This is a genomic window from Helicobacter kayseriensis (assembly GCF_021300655.1).
Taxonomy (GTDB): domain Bacteria; phylum Campylobacterota; class Campylobacteria; order Campylobacterales; family Helicobacteraceae; genus Helicobacter_G; species Helicobacter_G kayseriensis.
In genome coordinates this window covers 1-18,104 of record NZ_JAJTNB010000006.1, presented here as the reverse complement: position 1 = coordinate 18,104, position 18,104 = coordinate 1, and the positions used below count along the sequence as shown (strand labels likewise).

Sequence of the window (18,104 nt, the reverse complement as noted above, 5' to 3'; positions counted from 1 at the left end):
CACAATGACACAAGAAGAACTCCAAATCACCAAAGCACGATCGCTTTATTATTCTTTGCTTGGCATTTGCTTTAGCTATCAAGGATTCCAAAAGCACATACAACTTGCACTCTCCATCCTTGATCAAATTTTTGCAAACCCCATCAATGACCAAACACAAAAAGATGCTCACATTCTCCTACAAGAACTTGAAGCACATGGTTTTCAAAACATACAAGAAGAATTTGAAACACTTTTTATTGATAATTTTAGCCACAAAGCAATCAACCTCACTGCAAGCTATTATGATGAGGGATGGGAATTTGGAGAAAAGTGTCTAAGAATCCGCGATTTAATTCTTGAAAGCGAATTTCGCAAGGATGAAAATTTCATTGAGCCCGAAGATCATCTAGGCTTTCTGCTCATTTTTAATGCCTCTCTTTTAAACAAAGCCAACCCTTGCTCTATCGCTATGGCAAAACAAATCTTTGCCGATATTCTCAATGACTATGTGAATTTTGTCATTCTTGAGATTCTTAAAAACAAAAAATCCAAGTTTTATAAATCTATCGCCAAGATTCTAGGAAGTTTTGCAGAATTTGAGCGACTTTATCTTGAGGTAACTCCCCCTCCGTTTGAAGAATTTATCGATCTTGGGGAACTCAAGAAAGAAGAAAGAAAAGGAAAATGGAAAAAACGAATCAAAACCCAAATCAGCGAAGAGGAGATTAAATACAAATAATCTTCTCTTATTGCAAAATGTCTTACTGCAGGGATTAGACCTAATCTCTACAGTAGGGCATCCCCTACCATCCTAAAATAAAGGAGCAGATCATGGAAAATGTTTCATTGACTAAAGAATCTCGTAGAGATTTTTTAAAAAATGCTAGCAAGACCTCTGTTGCTGTCGCTGTTGGCGGAATCGCTCTTGCAGGTTGCGGAAGTGATATCCCAAGAGAGAAAAATGGGGTCAAAACTGGATCCAGCAAGAAAAAAGAAATTTTGTATAGAAGCACCAAATATTGGAGCTCTTACTATGCATCTGCAAAATAAGGAGGTCAGGTTATGAGTGAATATATCGCACAGACTTTTTCACCGCTTAGAGCCTCTCGTCGAAGTTTTCTTAAGATGAGTGCTTTAGGGATTGGTGCAGGTATTAGTAGCCTTAGCGCAAGCCAAGGAATCATCAGAGAGGCAACACAAGAGGAGCTCAAAGAAGCTTATCCAGATAGTCAAAAAATCAAAACAGTTTGCACGATTTGTTCTGTAGGATGTGGGATCATCGCAGAAGTCAAAAATGGCACTTGGGTGCGTCAAGAAGTCGCACAAGATCATCCTGTAAGCTTAGGAGGACATTGCTCTAAGGGTGCAGATATGATCGATATGGTGCGCAGTGCCAAAAGAATCAAATATCCCATGAAAAAAGAAAATGGCCAATGGAAGCGTATTTCGTGGGAACAAGCACTTGATGAGATTGGAGATAAGCTCAAACAACTCAAAAGTGATCACGGCGCAGATAGCGTGCAGTTTTTTGGGAGTGCCAAACTAAGTAATGAGCAATGTTATTACATTCGCAAATTTACTACTATGTTTGGGACACACAATATCGATCACCAAGCTCGTCTCTGACACAGCTCCACAGTCGCCGGTGTGGCGAATACATTTGGATATGGAGCGATGACAAATCATCTTGGAGATATTCAAAACTCAAAAGCAATTATTATTTTTGGAGCAAATCCTGCGGTCAATCACCCTGTTGGATTCCAACATTTCCTTAATGCCAAAGAAAGAAATGGAGCAAAGATCATCGTCATAGATCCACGCTTTACACGCACTGCAGCTAAGGCAGATATGTTTATCCAAATCCGCGGAGGAACTGATATCGCTTTTATTTATGGAATGCTTCACATCATCTTCAAAAATGGTTGGGAAGATAAGGAGTTTATCCAAGATCGCACATTTGGAATCCAAGCGATTAGAAAAGAAGCTGAAAAATTCCCTCCTCATGTTGTGGCTGATATTTGTGGAGTCACAGAAGAAGAATTGCTCAATGTGACTGAACTTTATGCTCAGACTAAGCCAGGAACATTGATTTGGGCGATGGGTCTTACACAACATAGTATCGGAACAGGAAATACAAGAATTGCTCCAATCTTGCAACTTGTCTTAGGGAATATGGGGAAAGTTGGCGGAGGAACAAACATTCTAAGAGGGCATGATAATGTCCAAGGTGCGACAGATTTAGGATGTCTTTCTGATAGCTTGCCAGGCTATTATGGGCTCAGTGAAGGAGCTTTTAAGCATTGGGCTAATGTGTGGAAGGTCGATTATGAATGGCTCAAATCTCAATTTGATCCTGAAACAATCCATGTCTCAGGTTTCACGCTTGCTAGATGGTGGCAGGGTGTTCTTGAAGAGGAAAAAATCCATAATGGAAAAGCAGGAAAGATTCGAGCTATGGTTTGTATGGGAAATGGAATCATCTCAATTGCCCAAACAAACAAAGTCGCTCAAGCCCTCAATCAACTTGAACTTTTTGTCATGATCGATCCATTCCCTCATGATGCGATTGCTTATACAGAAAAACAAGATGGTGTTTATCTCCTTCCTGCAGCCTCCCAAATGGAAACAAGTGGTTCTGTAACTGCTACAAACCGCTCTGGCCAATGGAGATTCCAAGTTGTAAAACCTCTCTATGAAAGCAAACCTGATCAAGAAATACTCTTTGAACTTTCCAAACGCCTAGGCTTTTATGAGCAACTCACAAAAGCATTGGGAGATGGAAAAGGCAACTTTACTTGGCCAGAAGATGCTACAAGAGAGATCAACCTTGGAATGAAAACAATCGGGCTTAGCGGATGGACGCCAGAGCGCCTCAAAGATCATGCGACTAATTGGCATCTTTTTGATCCTATAACACTCAAAGGAAAAGGGCCTCTTCAAGATGCTTATTATGGACTCCCTTGGCCTTGCTGGAATGAAAAACATCCAGGTAGTCCAAATCTTTATGATGATTCTATCCCTGTAACACAAGGAGGAATGGGCTTTAGAAATAACTTTGGAATGGAGCAAGAACTTTTTGGTAAAAAGTACAGCATGCTCGCAAGCCAAGGAAGTGTCCCACCCCAATCAAGTCAAAAGGGAGGCTACCCTGAAATCACAGCAGAGAATATTGAAAAACTCACAGGAAAAAAACTCACAGCTCAAGAAAAAGAAATAACCAAAGGCAAAAATTGGAAAACAGACTTAAGTATGATTTTGGTCAATAAAGCACTTGAAGCTGGGCTTTGTCCTTATGGAAATGCAAGAGCTAGAATGTATGTTGATAGTTGGGTTGATAAAATCCCACTTCATCGTGAGCCAATCCATACGCCACGCCCTGATTTGATTAGCAAATATCCTACCTATGAGGATCAACCTAACCATTGGAGAGTTGAAACAAAATTCAAATCCTTGCAAAAAGATTGGACAAAAGATTTCCCACTCCAACTCAATACCGCAAGGATCGTAACTCACAGCGGTCAAGGAATTGAAGCGCGTGTTAGTCTCGCACTCAGTGAGATTAACCCCGAAATGTATTGTCAAATCCATCCCAATACGGCAGCTAATTATGGAATCTCTGAAGGAGATTTTGTATGGATTCACTCTCCAGAGGGCTTTAAGGCTAAAGTCAAAGCAAGATTGAGCTATAGCCTTAAAGAAAATGTGATCTTTGCACCTTTCCATTGGGCAGGAGTTGCTCAAGGTGAGAGCTTAGAGGCAAATTATCCACAAGGATATGTCCCCTACAGCATTGGAGAATCCATCAATGGTGTAACAAACTATGGATATGACATCGTGACACAAATCCCAGAAACCAAATGCGGGCTTTGTCGCATAGAAAAAGCATAAGGAGTAAGCTATGAGTGAAGCACAATTTAGCTCTGGAGGGCCAACCTTCCAAAGCCAAGCAAGAATTAAATTCTATTGCGATGAAGATCGTTGCATTGATTGTCATGGGTGTGATGTTGCCTGTAAAGAAGCTCATCATCTCCCTGTAGGAATCAATCGCCGAAGAGTCATTACCCTCAATGATGGGATACAAGGCAAAGAAAAAAGTCTCTCTATTGCCTGCATGCATTGCTCTGATGCTCCTTGTGCCAAAGTCTGCCCTGTGGATTGTTTTTATATTCGAGCAGATGGCATTGTTTTGCATGACAAAAAAACTTGTATCGGATGCGGATATTGTCTCTATGCCTGCCCTTTTGGAGCACCTCAATTCCCCAAATCTGATGTCTTTGGATCTCGCGGGGCTATGGATAAATGCACATTCTGCGCAGGAGGTCCAGAAGAAACACATTCTGAAGAAGAATTTAAACTCTATGGACAAAATAGAATCGCTGAAGGAAAAGTTCCTGTTTGTGCTGCAATGTGTTCGACTAAAGCACTCTTAGCAGGAAGCGGGGAAGAAGTGAGTGCCATTATCCGCCACAGAGCTATTACAAGAGGAAGCGGAACTCCTAAGATTCCCTATACTTGGTCTAAAGCCTATGGTGAATAAAAGGAGAAAAAATGAGAACATATTTGTATGTATTTTTCTTCTTTCTCTTAAGCACTTTTGGACTGGCTCAAAACATCAAAGAACCTGTAGATTTTTCTCAAAATACCCATATCTATGGAGTCAAACAAATTGAGCAAATCAAGAATTGGGGGATCAACTCCCCTACAAGTGGAGTTGTCAGTGGTAATGTGATGGAAATGCAAGGAGGCTCTATCAATCCTTCAATGAGTGGAAAACCTCTTGAAGGAATTGAATCGCTCAGAGGATTGGGAGAGCTTTTTACTTTGTTGCAAAACAAAGTCTTTGCTCCTATCTTTCTAGCAATCATTATCCTTGTCCCTCTTGCGTTTTTGACACATTTGATGATTTTCAAATCTAAGCGTTTCTCTCATGGAATCTCTTATAAAGTCTTCTCTACTTACAATATTGCAATCCATTGGCTCTCTGCAGTGCCTTTTGTTGTGATTTGTATCACTGGGTTGATTATGGTTTTTGGAGATAAGCTTGGAGGGGGAACTTTTGTGCGTCTTGCAAGGGACTTGCATGGAATCTCTACCATCGCATTTGCAATTTTTGGCCCATTGATGTTTTTGATGTGGGTCAAGGCTTCACTACCTAAGATATATGATCTTAAGTGGCTTTTGATGCTAGGGGGGTATCTCACAAAAGGGAGGACGATCTCCACTCCTATTCCCTCAGGACAATTCAATGCAGGAATGAAGATGTGGTTTTGGACTTGCACTGTGGGAGGATTTATTATGATTTTCACAGGAGCAATCCTTTATTTTCAACTCTCTTCTATCAATGCTTTGAGATTAAGTGCTATTATTCATAACTGCTTAGGTTTTGCAATCATCGCTCTTTTGATCACTCATATTTATATGTCAGTCTTTGCCATTGAGGGAGCTTTAAATGCAATGGTTGATGGAACGATGGGAGAAGAAGAGCTTGCAATCTTGCATTCTTACTATTATAAAGAACTTCAAGAGGGTGGGAAATTAGAGAAAATGAGGGTGGGAAAACCTCATCATCACTAAGGCTTGGATCTTTTTCCAAGCCCCCCAACTTTTAATCACTTCACTCCATTTGTTTTCAGCTAAAATTGCACCCTTTAAATCAATCTGGATAAGTATATTGGTAATGAATCTATCAAACAATGCTCATACAACATCTTTTTACACAGATCAAGAACTTCAACTCTTTTGTTTTTCTCTTGAACAAAATGGTGATTTATATGCAGTCAATGTTTTAAAGGTTCGAGAAATCATTAGATACAAAGACAAAATCACAAAAGTCTCCTACGATAAAAGCTCTATCATAGAAGGTCTTATTTCAATTAGGGGGATTGATATCCCTCTTTTGGATATGAGAAAATGGCTATATTACAATCCAAATACCCCCGATCAAGATCTCACACCCTTTACCACTCATTCTAAAGAAAACGAATTGACAATTATGATTTGTGAATTTTCTCAATGGAAAATTGGAATCAAGCTCTATCAAGAAAATCGTCTTTTGCAAAAAAAATGGAATGAGCTCAAACAAGAAATTGATCTGAGTGGAAATTTGAAAAATGGAAAGTTTATTCATAGGACAAGGTATTTTGATCATCAAATCGTCCAAGTTATTGACATTGAGAAAATGCTTTTTGATGTTTTCCCATGGATTACTCTTGAAGAACAAAGAACCCTCTCTCATCTTCAAACAATCCAAAGCAAAAAAGTCATCCTTTTTGCTGATGATAGTCCAGCAGTCCTTAAAACAGTGCAAAGACTCCTTGAACATTTGGGGCTCAAATACTATTCATTTCACAATGGAGAAGCTCTTCTTGACTTTATCCAAAGGCAAACCATCCCAATTGAAGAGATTGGGTTAATTATCACTGATCTTGAAATGCCCCAAAAAAGTGGATTTGATGTGATCCGATATATCAAAGAAAACCCTCTTACATCACACATTCCTGTCATTGTCAATTCCTCTATGGGAGAAAATAGCAATCAAGAAATGGTATTTTCCTTGCAAGCCAATGGCTTTATCGCCAAACCAAACCCACAAGGAATTGAGACGATGATTAAATACTATCTGGAGAAAAAATGAAAAAAAACCTAATAGCACTTATTTTTGGCCTTTTTTGTATGCTTCATGCTCAAGAAGAAGAAATGACACAAGCCCAAAAGATTTGGGGGAGAAAGTTTCAAGCAGGTCTTGGATACGCTTATTTCAATACTGGGCATCACGGATTGCAAATCAATTATGGGATGTGGGATCTCAACACAATGGGAATCCAAGCTGAAATTTTTGTTCCACTCACCTATTCCAATGAAAGCAAAATTTATCTTGTCACTTTTTATTGGGTTGCTTGGGATTGGGCACCCATCAAAGAACTAAGCATCATCCCCAAAGTAGGCTATGGTCCTAAAATCTATGAACGCAAAGATTCAGGCTTTTTTCTTTCATGGGAACCTTCTTTGAGTTTAGATCTCTCATACAATATCAATGCATTTGTCAAACTCTACGCCTCATACACTTGGGCAATGTTTAAAGATGAACAAACACATCTCAATCAACTTCATGGAGGAAGTGTGGGGGTGAGAATTGCTTACTGATCTTTATTCCATCCCCTCTCCCTGCTATGTTTTGGAAGAAAATAAATTAGAACACAATCTCAAAATCCTAGATCAAGTCCAACAAAAAAGTGGAGCTAAGATTCTAGTGGCACTCAAAGGATTTGCATTTTGGCAAAGTTTTGGTTTAGTCAGTCAATATCTCCATGGAAGCACAGCAAGTGGGATCTATGAAGCACGCCTTGGTTATGAAACCTTGGGAGGAAGAGAGCAAGCCAAAGAAGTTTGCGTCTTCTCTCCAGCGTATAAAAAAGAGGAGATTTTAGAACTTCTTCCAATCGCAACGCACATTATCTTCAACTCCTTCCACCAATGGCAAACTTTCAAGCCCCTTATTGATGAGCACAATGCAACTCACTCCAATCAACACATTCAAGTAGGACTAAGACTTAATCCCCTTTATAGTGAAGTCACACCAGAGATTTACAACCCATGTGCTCCCAAATCGCGCCTTGGAATCACACCTCAAGCATTCCAACAAGGCATCGAGCAATATGGTTTAGATGGGATTAGCGGACTACATTTTCATACACACTGCGAACAAAACAGTGATGCGCTAGAGCGCACTCTTCCTCATATTTTCAAACATTTCTCAAACTATCTCTCTCAAATGAAATGGATCAACCTTGGAGGGGGGCACCACATCACGCGAAAAGATTATGATTTATCTTTGCTGATTTCATTGATTGGGATGCTTAAAGAACGATTTCCCAATTTAGATGATATTTTTTTAGAGCCTGGAGAAGCTGTAGGCTGGCAATGTGGATATCTAATGGGAGAGGTGATTGATATCATCGAAAATGAAGGGAAAATCGCGATTTTAGATGTTTCAGCAACTGCACATATGCCTGATTGTCTAGAGATGCCCTATCGCCCAAACCTCTCTAAACTCTCAAAAGGAATCCTTGAAGCAGATCAAGGAGAAAATAACGCTCCTTTCAGATATCGTCTTGGGGGACCTACTTGCCTATCTGGAGATGTAATTGGGGATTATAGTTTTCATTCTCCTCTTGAGATTGGGGATCGAATCTTTTTTGAAGATATGATTCACTACACCATTGTCAAAAACAACACTTTCAATGGCGTTCCACTTCCATCATTGGGAATGATCCAAAAAAATGGGGATTTCAAACTTCTCAAAACCTTCAACTATCACCACTACAAGGATCGTAATGGCTAAATTACATTTTGAAAATCTTTTAATGCTTGCGCCCCTAGCGGGCTTTACAGATCTCCCCTTCCGTAGCGTTGTCAAAAAATTTGGCGTTGATCTTACAGTAAGTGAAATGATCAGCTCTCACGCACTTGCCTACCAAAGTCAAAAAACACTCAAAATGATTGAAAAATCCCCTTTTGAAGATCCCTATAGCGTCCAGCTCTCAGGTTCTAAAGATGAGATATTGCTCAAAGCAGTTCAAAAACTCAATGAAACTGAGGGAATTGATGTGATTGATTTTAATTGCGGATGTCCTGCACCCAAAGTTGCCAATCACGGCAATGGAAGTGGATTGTTAAAAAATCTTGATGCACTTGTACAATGCTTACGCCTAATCAAAGAGCATAGCAATAAACCCTATACAAGCATCAAGGTGCGACTTGGATATGATGCAAAAATCCCTGAAGATATTGCTCATGCAATCAATGATAGCGGAGCTGATTTTTGCGTCGTGCATGGACGCACGCGCAGTGATGGTTACAAAAAAGAAAGAATTGATTATAAAAGCATTGCACTGATGAAAAAAATCGTGAAATGCCCACTGATTGCAAATGGAGAGATTGATAGCCCACAAAAAGCAAGAGAGGTTTTGGAAATCACAGGTGCCAATGGCATAATGATTGGGCGTGCAGCCTTGCAAAAACCTTGGATTTTCTGGCAAATCAAAAACAATACAGACGCGCTTCCTTCTATGCTAAAAAAAGAATTGGTGTTAGAACACTTTGATTTGATGATGCAATTTTATGGGGAATATGGATGTGTTATGTTTAGAAAAAATCTCCACGCTTATGCAAAGGGTGAGAAAGAAGCGAGCGAATATCGCAATCTTGTCAATTCCATCAAAGATCCAAAAGAAATGCGAGAAAGTATTGAAGAGTTTTTTAGCTCTTCAATGATTGATGAGATCCCCCCTATCGTGCATCTCAACAAGAAAAGTGTCTGATCCTACTCTTCACCTGGGAAGTCGTTGGGGTGCTTCCATGGCCCATATTTTGCCTTAAGATATTCTTGAGGGTTGAGCTGTTGCTGAGGAGAGGCAAAATATTCTGGCTTGAGTGATGGAGATTGCATATATGCCTTATCCAACCCTGCACGATTTTCAGTGCTCATCATTGGCATCCTTACAAACCCCGTATTGAGATATGCGGCCAAATCAAGTGCTTCTTGCGGAGAAAGGATTGGAGCATCAGCACTCGCCCCATAAGGCATAGAAGATCTCAAAAATCTTGCCAAAACAGGCAACATTGCCATATGCCCACCATCTGGCCATATCAACAAAGATGGATATTGATGCCCTCCTCCTTGCAAATAATCCTCATTTTTAACTCCCATCGCATCTACACCATGGCAAGCTATACAATTCTCTTCATAAAGTTTCTTTCCACGCACAGGATCTGCAGGGCGATTTGGAAAATCCATCTTAGCAAGATAAGTCCCCTCAAGCTTAACTCCATCTTTGATTCCATAAGCTTTTTTAAGCCATTTAAAGTAAGCAATGATTGCTTTCATCTCCCTAGAATCATTGGGAAAATGCTCTGAATCCACTCCGCCCATTCCACGGATTCTATCCTCTAGAGAAATAATCTTCATCGTCTCAATGTCTAGCTTTGGATAGCTATTGATCGCGTTGATAAAAGGAAGGACATACTTTTTCGTTCCAGGCAATCCATTCCCATCATCTTCCATATGGCAGGCAGAACAATTGACTTCATTTTTGGTGATTTTAAGCTTTCCCTTTGGCCCTAGTGTTTTTTCAGTCTTGCTCAAAAGCTCGATTCCATATAAGATCAAATCCCCCTCAGCTCCTTTTGGAACATCTTTGATGCTTAATTTCTTATCTGGCCATTTTTGTGTTGGACGCTTATTGTATTGCTCAAAGTATTGCACACCTTGAGCATCATTAAGAGTATCTCCAACTTGATAAGCTTGAGCGACACATAAACCTAATAAACAAACTAAAAAAATTAGATTTTTATTCATGATCATCTCCTTAAGTTAAAAAATATTTAACTTTTATAATTTTAGCACAATGATCAAAAAAGGATTAAAAAAGACCCCCTCCCCCTAATTTTTATTACTTAAATTAAATTTATTCTACTTCAGCATCAATCACATCATCATCTTTTTTACTTTGTGATGCTCCACCTTGAGGGTTGGCTTGTGCTTGTTGTGCCAAAGTTTGAGCTACTTGGCTTAGAGCTTGAAGCTTGCTTTCAATCTCTTCTTTGCTTGCATTTTCATTCTTTGCCACTTCCTTAAGCTCATCGATTGCTTTTTGAATCTCATCAGCATTGACTACATTAGCCTTATTCTCATCAAGCATTTTTTGAGTTTGATGAGCCATACTATCTGCTTGATTTCTAAGCTCAATCACTTGCTTACGCTTCATATCTTCTTCCTTATGAAGCTCTGCATCTTTGACCATTTTTTCAATCTCACTATCGCTCAAACCACTTGATCCGCTGATCTTGATTTCTTGAGATTTACCTGTATTTTTGTCTTTTGCGCTAACTGTAAGGATTCCATTAGCATCAATATCAAATGTAACTTCAATTTGAGGCACACCACGAGGAGCTGCAGGGATACCTGTAAGGTCAAATCTTCCCAAAGACTTATTGTCTTTTGCAAGTTCTCTCTCTCCTTGCAATACATTGATAGAAACTGCGGGTTGATTATCTTCATAGGTTGAGAAGATTTGAGATTTCTTTGTAGGAATTGTCACACCACGCTCAACAATTTTTGTACAGATTCCTCCAGCAGTCTCAATCCCCAAACTCAAAGGCGTTACATCAAGTAAGAGAACATCTTTCACATCTCCTTTAAGCACACCTCCCTGAATCGCAGCACCTACTGCAACAACCTCATCAGGATTGACAGATTTGTTGAGTTCTTTTCCAATAAACTCTTTAACTCTTTCTTGCACTTTTGGAACACGCGTTGAACCACCCACCATCACTACTTCATTGATATCATTTTTGCTCAATCCGGCATCTTTGATGACAAAGTCAATCTTAGCAATCGTCTCTTCAATCAAGTCATCAATCAAGCTTTCAAACTTCGCTCTTGTGAGCTTTTTGACAAAGTGCTTTGGACCACTTGCATCTGCAGTAATAAAGGGGAGATTGATCTCTGTTTCATTGGCACTACTGAGCTCTTTTTTGGCATTTTCACTTGCATCTTTCAATCTTTGCAAAGCCATAATGTCTGATTTAAGGTCAATGCCTGCTTCAGATTTAAACTCCTCAACTGCCCAATCAATGATTCGATTATCAAAATCATCTCCACCCAAGAACGCATCTCCACCAGTAGCCAAAACCTCAACAACATTGTCTCCCGTTTCTAGCACTGTAACATCAAATGTTCCTCCACCTAGATCATAAACCACGATTTTTTCAGATTCTTTTTTATCCAACCCATAAGCCAAAGCTGCACTTGTAGGCTCATTGATGATTCTAAGCACATTAAGCCCAGCAATTGTTCCAGCCTCTTTTGTCGCCTTTCTTTGAGCATCATTGAAGTATGCAGGCACAGTAATCACCGCTTCGCTGACCTCCTCACCCAAATAGCTCTCAGCGTCTTCTTTGAGCTTGCTTAGAATCTTGGCACTAATTTCTTGTGGAGTATAGATCTTATCTCCAATCTCTACAGCACAAGCTCCATTGCGATCGACAATCTTATAAGGAAGTCTTTTTTCTGCTTCCTTTGCCTTGTCTTCATTAAACATCAAGCCCATAATTCTTTTGATTGAATAGATTGTCTTTTGAGGGTTTGTGATCGCTTGTCTTTTTGCTGGATCACCGACCAAAATCTCACCCTTATCTGTAAAAGCCACAATCGAAGGTGTTGTATTTTTTCCTTCTTTGTTTGCAATGATTTTTGCTTCATTTCCTTCATATACAGCCATTGCTGAGTTTGTTGTCCCCAAATCGATTCCAATAACTTTTGCCATTTTAAACTCCTTATTTTTAAGATTAATTTTTTGCTACGCTGACCATCGCTGGACGCAATGTTCGCTCTTTATACTTATAACCTTTTTGCAAGGTTTGCACAATCTGCCCTTCTTCAACTTCAGAAGATGGAACTTGCATAATCGCATCATGCAAAAGTGGATCAAATTCACCATTTTCTGCGATGATTTCAATCCCGTGCTTCCCTAAGACTTTCAGTAGATTCTCAAGTGTGAGTTTGATTCCCTCACTGATTGCCTCATCTCCTGCATTTTTTGCACTTTCCAATGCTTTCTCAAGTGTATCAACGACTGGAAGTAAATCTTTGGCAATTCCTTCATAGCAATACTCCAACGCCTGATACTTCTCTCTTTCTAAGCGTTTTTTTACATTTTCAAAATCCGCATGAACACGCAGATACTCACCCTCAAGCTCCTTAAACTTCGCTTCATAATCAATCTCTTGATTTTGCTGAGCTTCCTCTTGAGGAGCTTCTTGAGATACGCTTTCTTGAGTATTTTCTTTTGCTTCTTCGCTCATCTTTTCTCCTTTCTATAAGATTGAATAATTTTTGTCAAGTTCTCCACAATATACAACTTGTGCATTTCTTCCCTCCACAACAGCATCAAAAATCAATGCAAGATAATTCTTTGGAAGCGTTTCATCAAAATAGATTCCATGACCCAATCGCTTAAAAATCTCTCCACTGCAAAAATCAAAAAACAATCTTTCGCCCCTTGAAGTTTGCATAAAAGAAGCAAGATATCTTGCCCCACAGAATCGATATTGATCACCCGCCAAAGCACTGAGAGATCGGAACACATCCATTGCATGAACTTGCAAACAAAAGGACTGAATATCCTCCAATGTCATCCCCACCAAATCATCCAAAAACCTCTTCAAAGGCTGAGAGTATCGCAAGATCACCTCATACTCCTCACCAAAGCTTAAGCACAAAAACGACTGATGCACTATCTCGACTTTGAGAAGTTTGAGATAGCTAGGATAAAACACTCCCACAAAGCAACCTATCTCTGCACTTTTTTTCTCCAAAAATGCAAAAGAGGGAAATTCATAGCTTTGATGCAAGTCAATCTGCTCTCGCCAATAATTTTTAAAGGCATAACTTGTAGGAATCCTTCCACTACTGATGTGAGTTTGAGCCAATAACCCCTCTTCCATCATTACCTTAAAATGATTGCGAATCGTGGCTGAAGACATTTTGATATTGGCAGAAATCTTGAGCGATTGAGATCCTATGGGCTGACCACTTTTGAGATACTCTTCAATCACTCGATTCAATAAAACTTGTCTTTTTTTGCTCATTTTTACAACCTACAAATTTTCGTGTGAGAATCACAACGCGGTAATTTTAATTTATTTTTAGCAATATTCCATTTACTTTGCTAAAAAATCTATAAATTTAGTCTATCTCTATAAACTTTTATGCGTCATCATAAATAAATAATTATTAGCTTATAAACTTCAATATACAAAAAACGACACACGCTATAATTACACAAAGACAAAAAAGGATTTGCATGCAAGAACCCATAGATTTCAAACACTCAGAGATTACAGAAAGACTTCGCAGTATGTCCCTTTCTATGTTTCGCAAAAACTTTTTTGGAATCTTCCATGGCTCCATATCGGCTAGATTGGGCTATCAGCAATTTATCATCAACAAAAAACGAGCAATCTTTGATGAGCTTGTTTCTAAAGATCTCATTGCTCTTAATGTTCAAAAAGATTATCGATGGAATGAAGCAAGCATTGACACCCCTATTCACGCTCACATCTATCAAGCCCACCCTGATGCCAAATTTATCGCTTATGCAATGCCTCCCTATAGCGTATCTTACTCCCTGACACACAAGATGCTCTGCCCTCTTGATTACTTTGGGCAAAGAATCTTGGGCAAAGAGATTCCGATTTTGGACCCCAAAGATTATGATACTTGGTATGAAAGAGCGGTCTATGAGATTCCGCAAGCTTTCAGCAAAACCAACCAAAAATTCACTCTTATCAAAGGATATGGGATCTATGCCTTTGATCGCGATCTCCACTCCCTTGGCAAAACTATCGCACTTATTGAAAACACTTGCAAGATTTTGCACTATAACGCTAGCCTAAGAGAGATCTAGAGATTTTTGTCAATATAAACTTTCCCTTCAGCACATCATCTGACACTCTTGTTTGATCCAAACCTCCTCCATTTCAAAATCTTGTTAAAATTGACTGACTTTAATTTATGTTAAAGATTCCCAAATAAGGATTTAAATGAAAAAATATGATGCGATCATTATAGGTTCTGGGCTTGGTGGGCTTACATGTGGAGCAACACTCGCAAAAAAAGGAAAAAAAGTCCTTGTTCTTGAGCAACACAACCTTATCGGAGGATGCGCGACTTGTTTTTCTCGCAAGGGAATGCTTGTAGATGCGGGTTTGCACGAAATTGATTTTGGGACGCCAGAAATGGATCAAAAACACTACATTTTTGATCAACTAGGATTGTGGGAAAAGGTCAATTTTATCCCTCTTCCTACAGCGTGGAGTATCCAAGTGGGAGATCAACACTATACAATCCCGCACAAAAACACAGCCCAAGCCCTCAAAAAAATGTTTCCTCACGAATCTAGGGGGATTGATCGATATTTTAAAATGATGAAATTGCAGACAAAAAAGGTCGTCCGCTTTCCTTTTGAGATGAAGTTTTTCTCATTTTTCTTTGCGCCAATCACCACGCTCCCTTTCCTCCTCTACAATGCCATCACCAACCGCACCACAGGAAAGATCTTAGATGACTGCATTAAAGATTCTAAACTCAAAAGAATCCTAAACATCAACATCGTGTATTACCATCACGATCCTTATAAATTCATTTGGAGCTTTCACGCAATCCCTCAATACAACTATTACACGCAAGGAATGTATGTCAAAGGAGGCTCCCAAGCGCTCTCAAATGCGATTGCAAGCATCATCACAGAAGGAGGTGGGGAGGTGCGCACCAAATCTGATGTGACAGATATTTTATTGGAGGGCAATAAGGCCATTGGCGTGCGCTATATCGACAAGAAGAGCAAAGAAGAAGTGGAAGTCTATGCAGATTGTGTTGTTGCAAATTGTGATCCAATGATTGTCTATCAAACACTTCTCCCACAAAACAGAAGCTATGCCAAAGACCTCCAAATCACAAAAAACTTCCCTATCACTACCTCGCTGATCTCTATCTATATGATTTTTGATAAAAACCCCAATGATCTCTATTCAGATATGGACTACAGCACTTTTATTGTCAATCCCACAAATTTTGAAAAAGATTTTAAAGAATCAGATTGCGAAAATATGAGCTATGAAGAGATGGATTTTGTTTTTGTCAATTATTCAAAAGTCGATAGTGGTTTGAGTGATCGAGAGGATCGCCACTTAGGCGTCATCACAACTTATGGGAAATATGAAGATTGGGATCTTGACAAAGAAAGCTATCAAAACAAAAAAGCAGAGGTCAAAAAGATTTTGGAAGATCGATTAGAAAAAGCTTTTCCTGGGATTATGGCGCATTGTATCCACTCAGAGCTTTCAACTCCCAAAACGATCCAACGCTACATTCGCACAAGAAAAGGCACTCCTTATGGATATGACCAAAACCAAGAAGGCTATATTGGAAGAGAACGATTCAAAAGCAAAACCATCAAAAATCTTTATTTTGCTTCAGCGTTTGGATTCCCAGGGGGAGGATTTACTGGAGCGATCCTTACGGGATTTCGCACAGGGCGCAAGATCCTTGATCCTTATGCTTGGCCTAGAAAACTCGCTCTTTGTGTCTTGTTTGGATTTGGAATCTCTAAAGCGATTGAGTTGATTCTACGCTCACTCTAAACCCCTCTCCCCTCTTCTTGAGAGGGAGAATCAATGCAAAACAAGATGAGAGAAAATAAACTTCACCCAAGGGATTCCAATTACAATGTAAATGGCAAGATAAATAAATGCAAAAATACCTCCAAGTAAGAAAAACTGAGGGCCTTTGATATATCCACTTCCAAACCACAAGGGAGAACAACCTGTCCCATAAGGAGTAATAATCCCCATAAATCCCATCGGTAAGAGCAAAATAAGCATCACTTCTGCAGGATTTAGCTCAGGAATCGCACTCACAAAAGTCGTAAAAATAGCAATCACAGCAGTGACATAAGCAGTCCCTGAGGCAAAAAAGTATCGAAGCCATGAAAACAGCAAAAGCAACAAAATCATCGAGACCAATGGAGACAATCCAATCAAAGAAGATCCAAGAATCTGTGTCAAATAGTCCAAAAATCCGACATTTTTGATCCCTCCTGCCATCGTCACAAGTGAGGCAAACCATACCAAAGTCCCCCAAGCAGATTTATTGCTCAAAAAATCTTCCCAAGTAATCACGCCCAAAGACACCATTAAAACCACTACAATCAAAGCCGTCGTCGTTGGATTGATCCCAAAAAATGAAGCTCCAATCCAAAGCACAAGCCCCACCAAAGCGATCAAAATCATATAAATCTGCTTAAGTGGCATTTTCCCAAGTGCTTGATACTTCTCCCTAGCCCATATTGAGATCTCCAAAGACCCCTTAACCTCTGGAGGATAGATCCAATATGCCAAAAGAGGAGTTAAGATAAAAAGAATCATCCCCATCGGCAAAAATGCCAAAAACCACCCCATCCAATCCACGACTTCGATTCCATTTTGAGCCACAAGGGACAATGCCAAGGGGTTGGGGGCCTGTCCTGTCAAAAAAATCGAACTTGTAACACAGCTACTACTCAACCCTACCCACACAAGATAAGATCCGATTTTCCTTGGGTTTTGTGATGCAAGGCTTTGAAACATAGGAGCTACACTTGTCACAATAGGGAAAATCGTCCCTCCGCTACGCGCAGCATTGCTTGGGATAAAAGGAGCCAAAATCAAATCCACGATCGCGATAGCATAACCAAGCCCAAGAGAAGATTTCCCAAGCTTTGATACAAGCAAAAAGGCGATCCTCTCTCCAAGTCCAGTCTTAGAAAAACCCAAACCGATACTAAAAGCAGAAAAAATCAACCACACAACAGGATTGGCAAACCCACTCAACCCCCATTTGATCGCCTCTGATGCACTAACCATAGATTGCGGATCTCCTGATCCATTTGGACCGACTTTGAACACAATCGCCAAAACCAATGCAATCATCCCTACAAATGCTGGCGGAACAGGCTCTAAAATCAGCCCGATAATCAATCCCACAAAAATAGAGAAATAAACCCAAGTGGGATGTGTAAGCCCATCTGGAATAGGCAAAAGATAGACAAAAATCCCACAAATCAATGGGATCAAAATCTTGAAATACTTCATCTTATCCTCCAAATTTCGATTTCACCTTAGTGTAACTCTTTTCTTGAGATAGCGATAGAGAAAGACTTAAGGATCAAAGATCATATGGCTTATCAAGAAAATATAAGCTCCTCTAGCACCAAATCATCTCAAGCACCTTCAAAAACCACTCAGACATCAACACATCACACAAACAATCAAATATCGATATCTAGGCATCTTCTCATAGTCAAAAATCACACTTTGAATCGATCAGATTCTCAATCTTTTGTTTTGTAACTTTGCGTATCAAAATGATCTTTTCATCCAAACAACTCCAAACTAACTCAAAAGACAAACCAAACTCTTAGAGCTCAATCCAAACAAGATGACTTGCAAAATCATCGATTTTGCCCATCATCACCAAGTTTCACAACCATCACAAAAGGTAAAAATTTAAGATCATAAAAAAT

At 39.5% G+C, this 18,104-nt stretch carries 16 protein-coding genes; 11 read left to right on the top strand and 5 right to left on the bottom strand.

From position 1 onward, the window contains the following. Positions 1-4 precede the first annotated feature (4 nt). The 9 genes from LW137_RS05190 to LW137_RS05150 all read left to right on the top strand — a co-directional run bounded on the left by LW137_RS05190 (position 5) and on the right by LW137_RS05150 (position 9,302). A complete protein-coding gene (locus tag LW137_RS05190; protein WP_233033893.1) occupies positions 5-721 on the top strand; it encodes a TorD/DmsD family molecular chaperone in 717 nt (238 codons plus the stop codon). Between the two features lie 92 nt (positions 722-813). After that, positions 814-1,032 (top strand): twin-arginine translocation signal domain-containing protein, encoded by a 219-nt coding sequence (locus tag LW137_RS05185; RefSeq protein ID WP_233033891.1) that lies wholly within the window; start codon positions 814-816, stop codon positions 1,030-1,032. A gap of 12 nt (positions 1,033-1,044) precedes the next feature. Further along, entirely contained in the window at positions 1,045-3,870 is a 2,826-nt protein-coding gene (locus LW137_RS05180; RefSeq protein ID WP_233033889.1) for a formate dehydrogenase subunit alpha, read from the top strand. Between the two features lie 10 nt (positions 3,871-3,880). Next, positions 3,881-4,519, top strand: coding sequence for a formate dehydrogenase FDH3 subunit beta (fdh3B, locus tag LW137_RS05175; RefSeq protein WP_233033887.1), 639 nt, complete (start codon positions 3,881-3,883; stop codon positions 4,517-4,519). Positions 4,520-4,530: 11 nt separating this feature from the next. Then, positions 4,531-5,556, top strand: coding sequence for a formate dehydrogenase subunit gamma (locus tag LW137_RS05170; protein ID WP_233033885.1), 1,026 nt, complete (start codon positions 4,531-4,533; stop codon positions 5,554-5,556). Positions 5,557-5,659: 103 nt separating this feature from the next. After that, a complete protein-coding gene (locus tag LW137_RS05165; protein WP_233033884.1) occupies positions 5,660-6,616 on the top strand; it encodes a chemotaxis protein in 957 nt (318 codons plus the stop codon). Next, entirely contained in the window at positions 6,613-7,125 is a 513-nt protein-coding gene (locus LW137_RS05160; protein WP_233033881.1) for a hypothetical protein, read from the top strand. The genes LW137_RS05165 and LW137_RS05160 overlap by 4 nt, the downstream gene beginning before the upstream one ends. Then, positions 7,115-8,323, top strand: a complete 1,209-nt coding sequence (gene nspC / locus LW137_RS05155) for a carboxynorspermidine decarboxylase (protein WP_233033879.1) — start codon at positions 7,115-7,117, stop codon at positions 8,321-8,323. The genes LW137_RS05160 and nspC overlap by 11 nt, the downstream gene beginning before the upstream one ends. Continuing rightward, complete coding sequence (locus tag LW137_RS05150) at positions 8,316-9,302, top strand: tRNA dihydrouridine synthase (protein WP_233033877.1); 987 nt, start codon at positions 8,316-8,318, stop codon at positions 9,300-9,302. The genes nspC and LW137_RS05150 overlap by 8 nt, the downstream gene beginning before the upstream one ends. 2 nt (positions 9,303-9,304) lie before the next feature. Here LW137_RS05150 and LW137_RS05145 read toward each other — a convergent pair whose 3' ends face one another. From LW137_RS05145 to LW137_RS05130, 4 genes are all read right to left on the bottom strand, one after another. Next, positions 9,305-10,339, bottom strand: coding sequence for a c-type cytochrome (locus LW137_RS05145; RefSeq protein WP_233033875.1), 1,035 nt, complete (start codon positions 10,337-10,339; stop codon positions 9,305-9,307). Between the two features lie 109 nt (positions 10,340-10,448). Then, entirely contained in the window at positions 10,449-12,308 is a 1,860-nt protein-coding gene (gene dnaK / locus LW137_RS05140) for a molecular chaperone DnaK (protein ID WP_233033873.1), read from the bottom strand. A 22-nt stretch (positions 12,309-12,330) separates the two neighbouring features. Beyond that, positions 12,331-12,846 (bottom strand): nucleotide exchange factor GrpE, encoded by a 516-nt coding sequence (gene grpE, locus LW137_RS05135; RefSeq protein ID WP_233033871.1) that lies wholly within the window; start codon positions 12,844-12,846, stop codon positions 12,331-12,333. A 12-nt stretch (positions 12,847-12,858) separates the two neighbouring features. Continuing rightward, a complete protein-coding gene (locus tag LW137_RS05130) occupies positions 12,859-13,632 on the bottom strand; it encodes a hypothetical protein (protein ID WP_233033869.1) in 774 nt (257 codons plus the stop codon). 215 nt (positions 13,633-13,847) lie between these two features. On the opposite strand from LW137_RS05130, the gene LW137_RS05125 reads away from it, so the two are divergent. Both LW137_RS05125 and LW137_RS05120 read left to right on the top strand, forming a co-directional pair. Further along, positions 13,848-14,450, top strand: a complete 603-nt coding sequence (locus tag LW137_RS05125; protein WP_233033868.1) for a class II aldolase and adducin N-terminal domain-containing protein — start codon at positions 13,848-13,850, stop codon at positions 14,448-14,450. 136 nt (positions 14,451-14,586) lie between these two features. Further along, entirely contained in the window at positions 14,587-16,185 is a 1,599-nt protein-coding gene (locus tag LW137_RS05120) for a phytoene desaturase family protein (RefSeq protein WP_233033867.1), read from the top strand. Positions 16,186-16,215: 30 nt separating this feature from the next. Here LW137_RS05120 and LW137_RS05115 read toward each other — a convergent pair whose 3' ends face one another. Further along, entirely contained in the window at positions 16,216-17,673 is a 1,458-nt protein-coding gene (locus LW137_RS05115; RefSeq protein WP_233033865.1) for a DASS family sodium-coupled anion symporter, read from the bottom strand. Between the last annotated feature and the right edge of the window lie 431 nt (positions 17,674-18,104).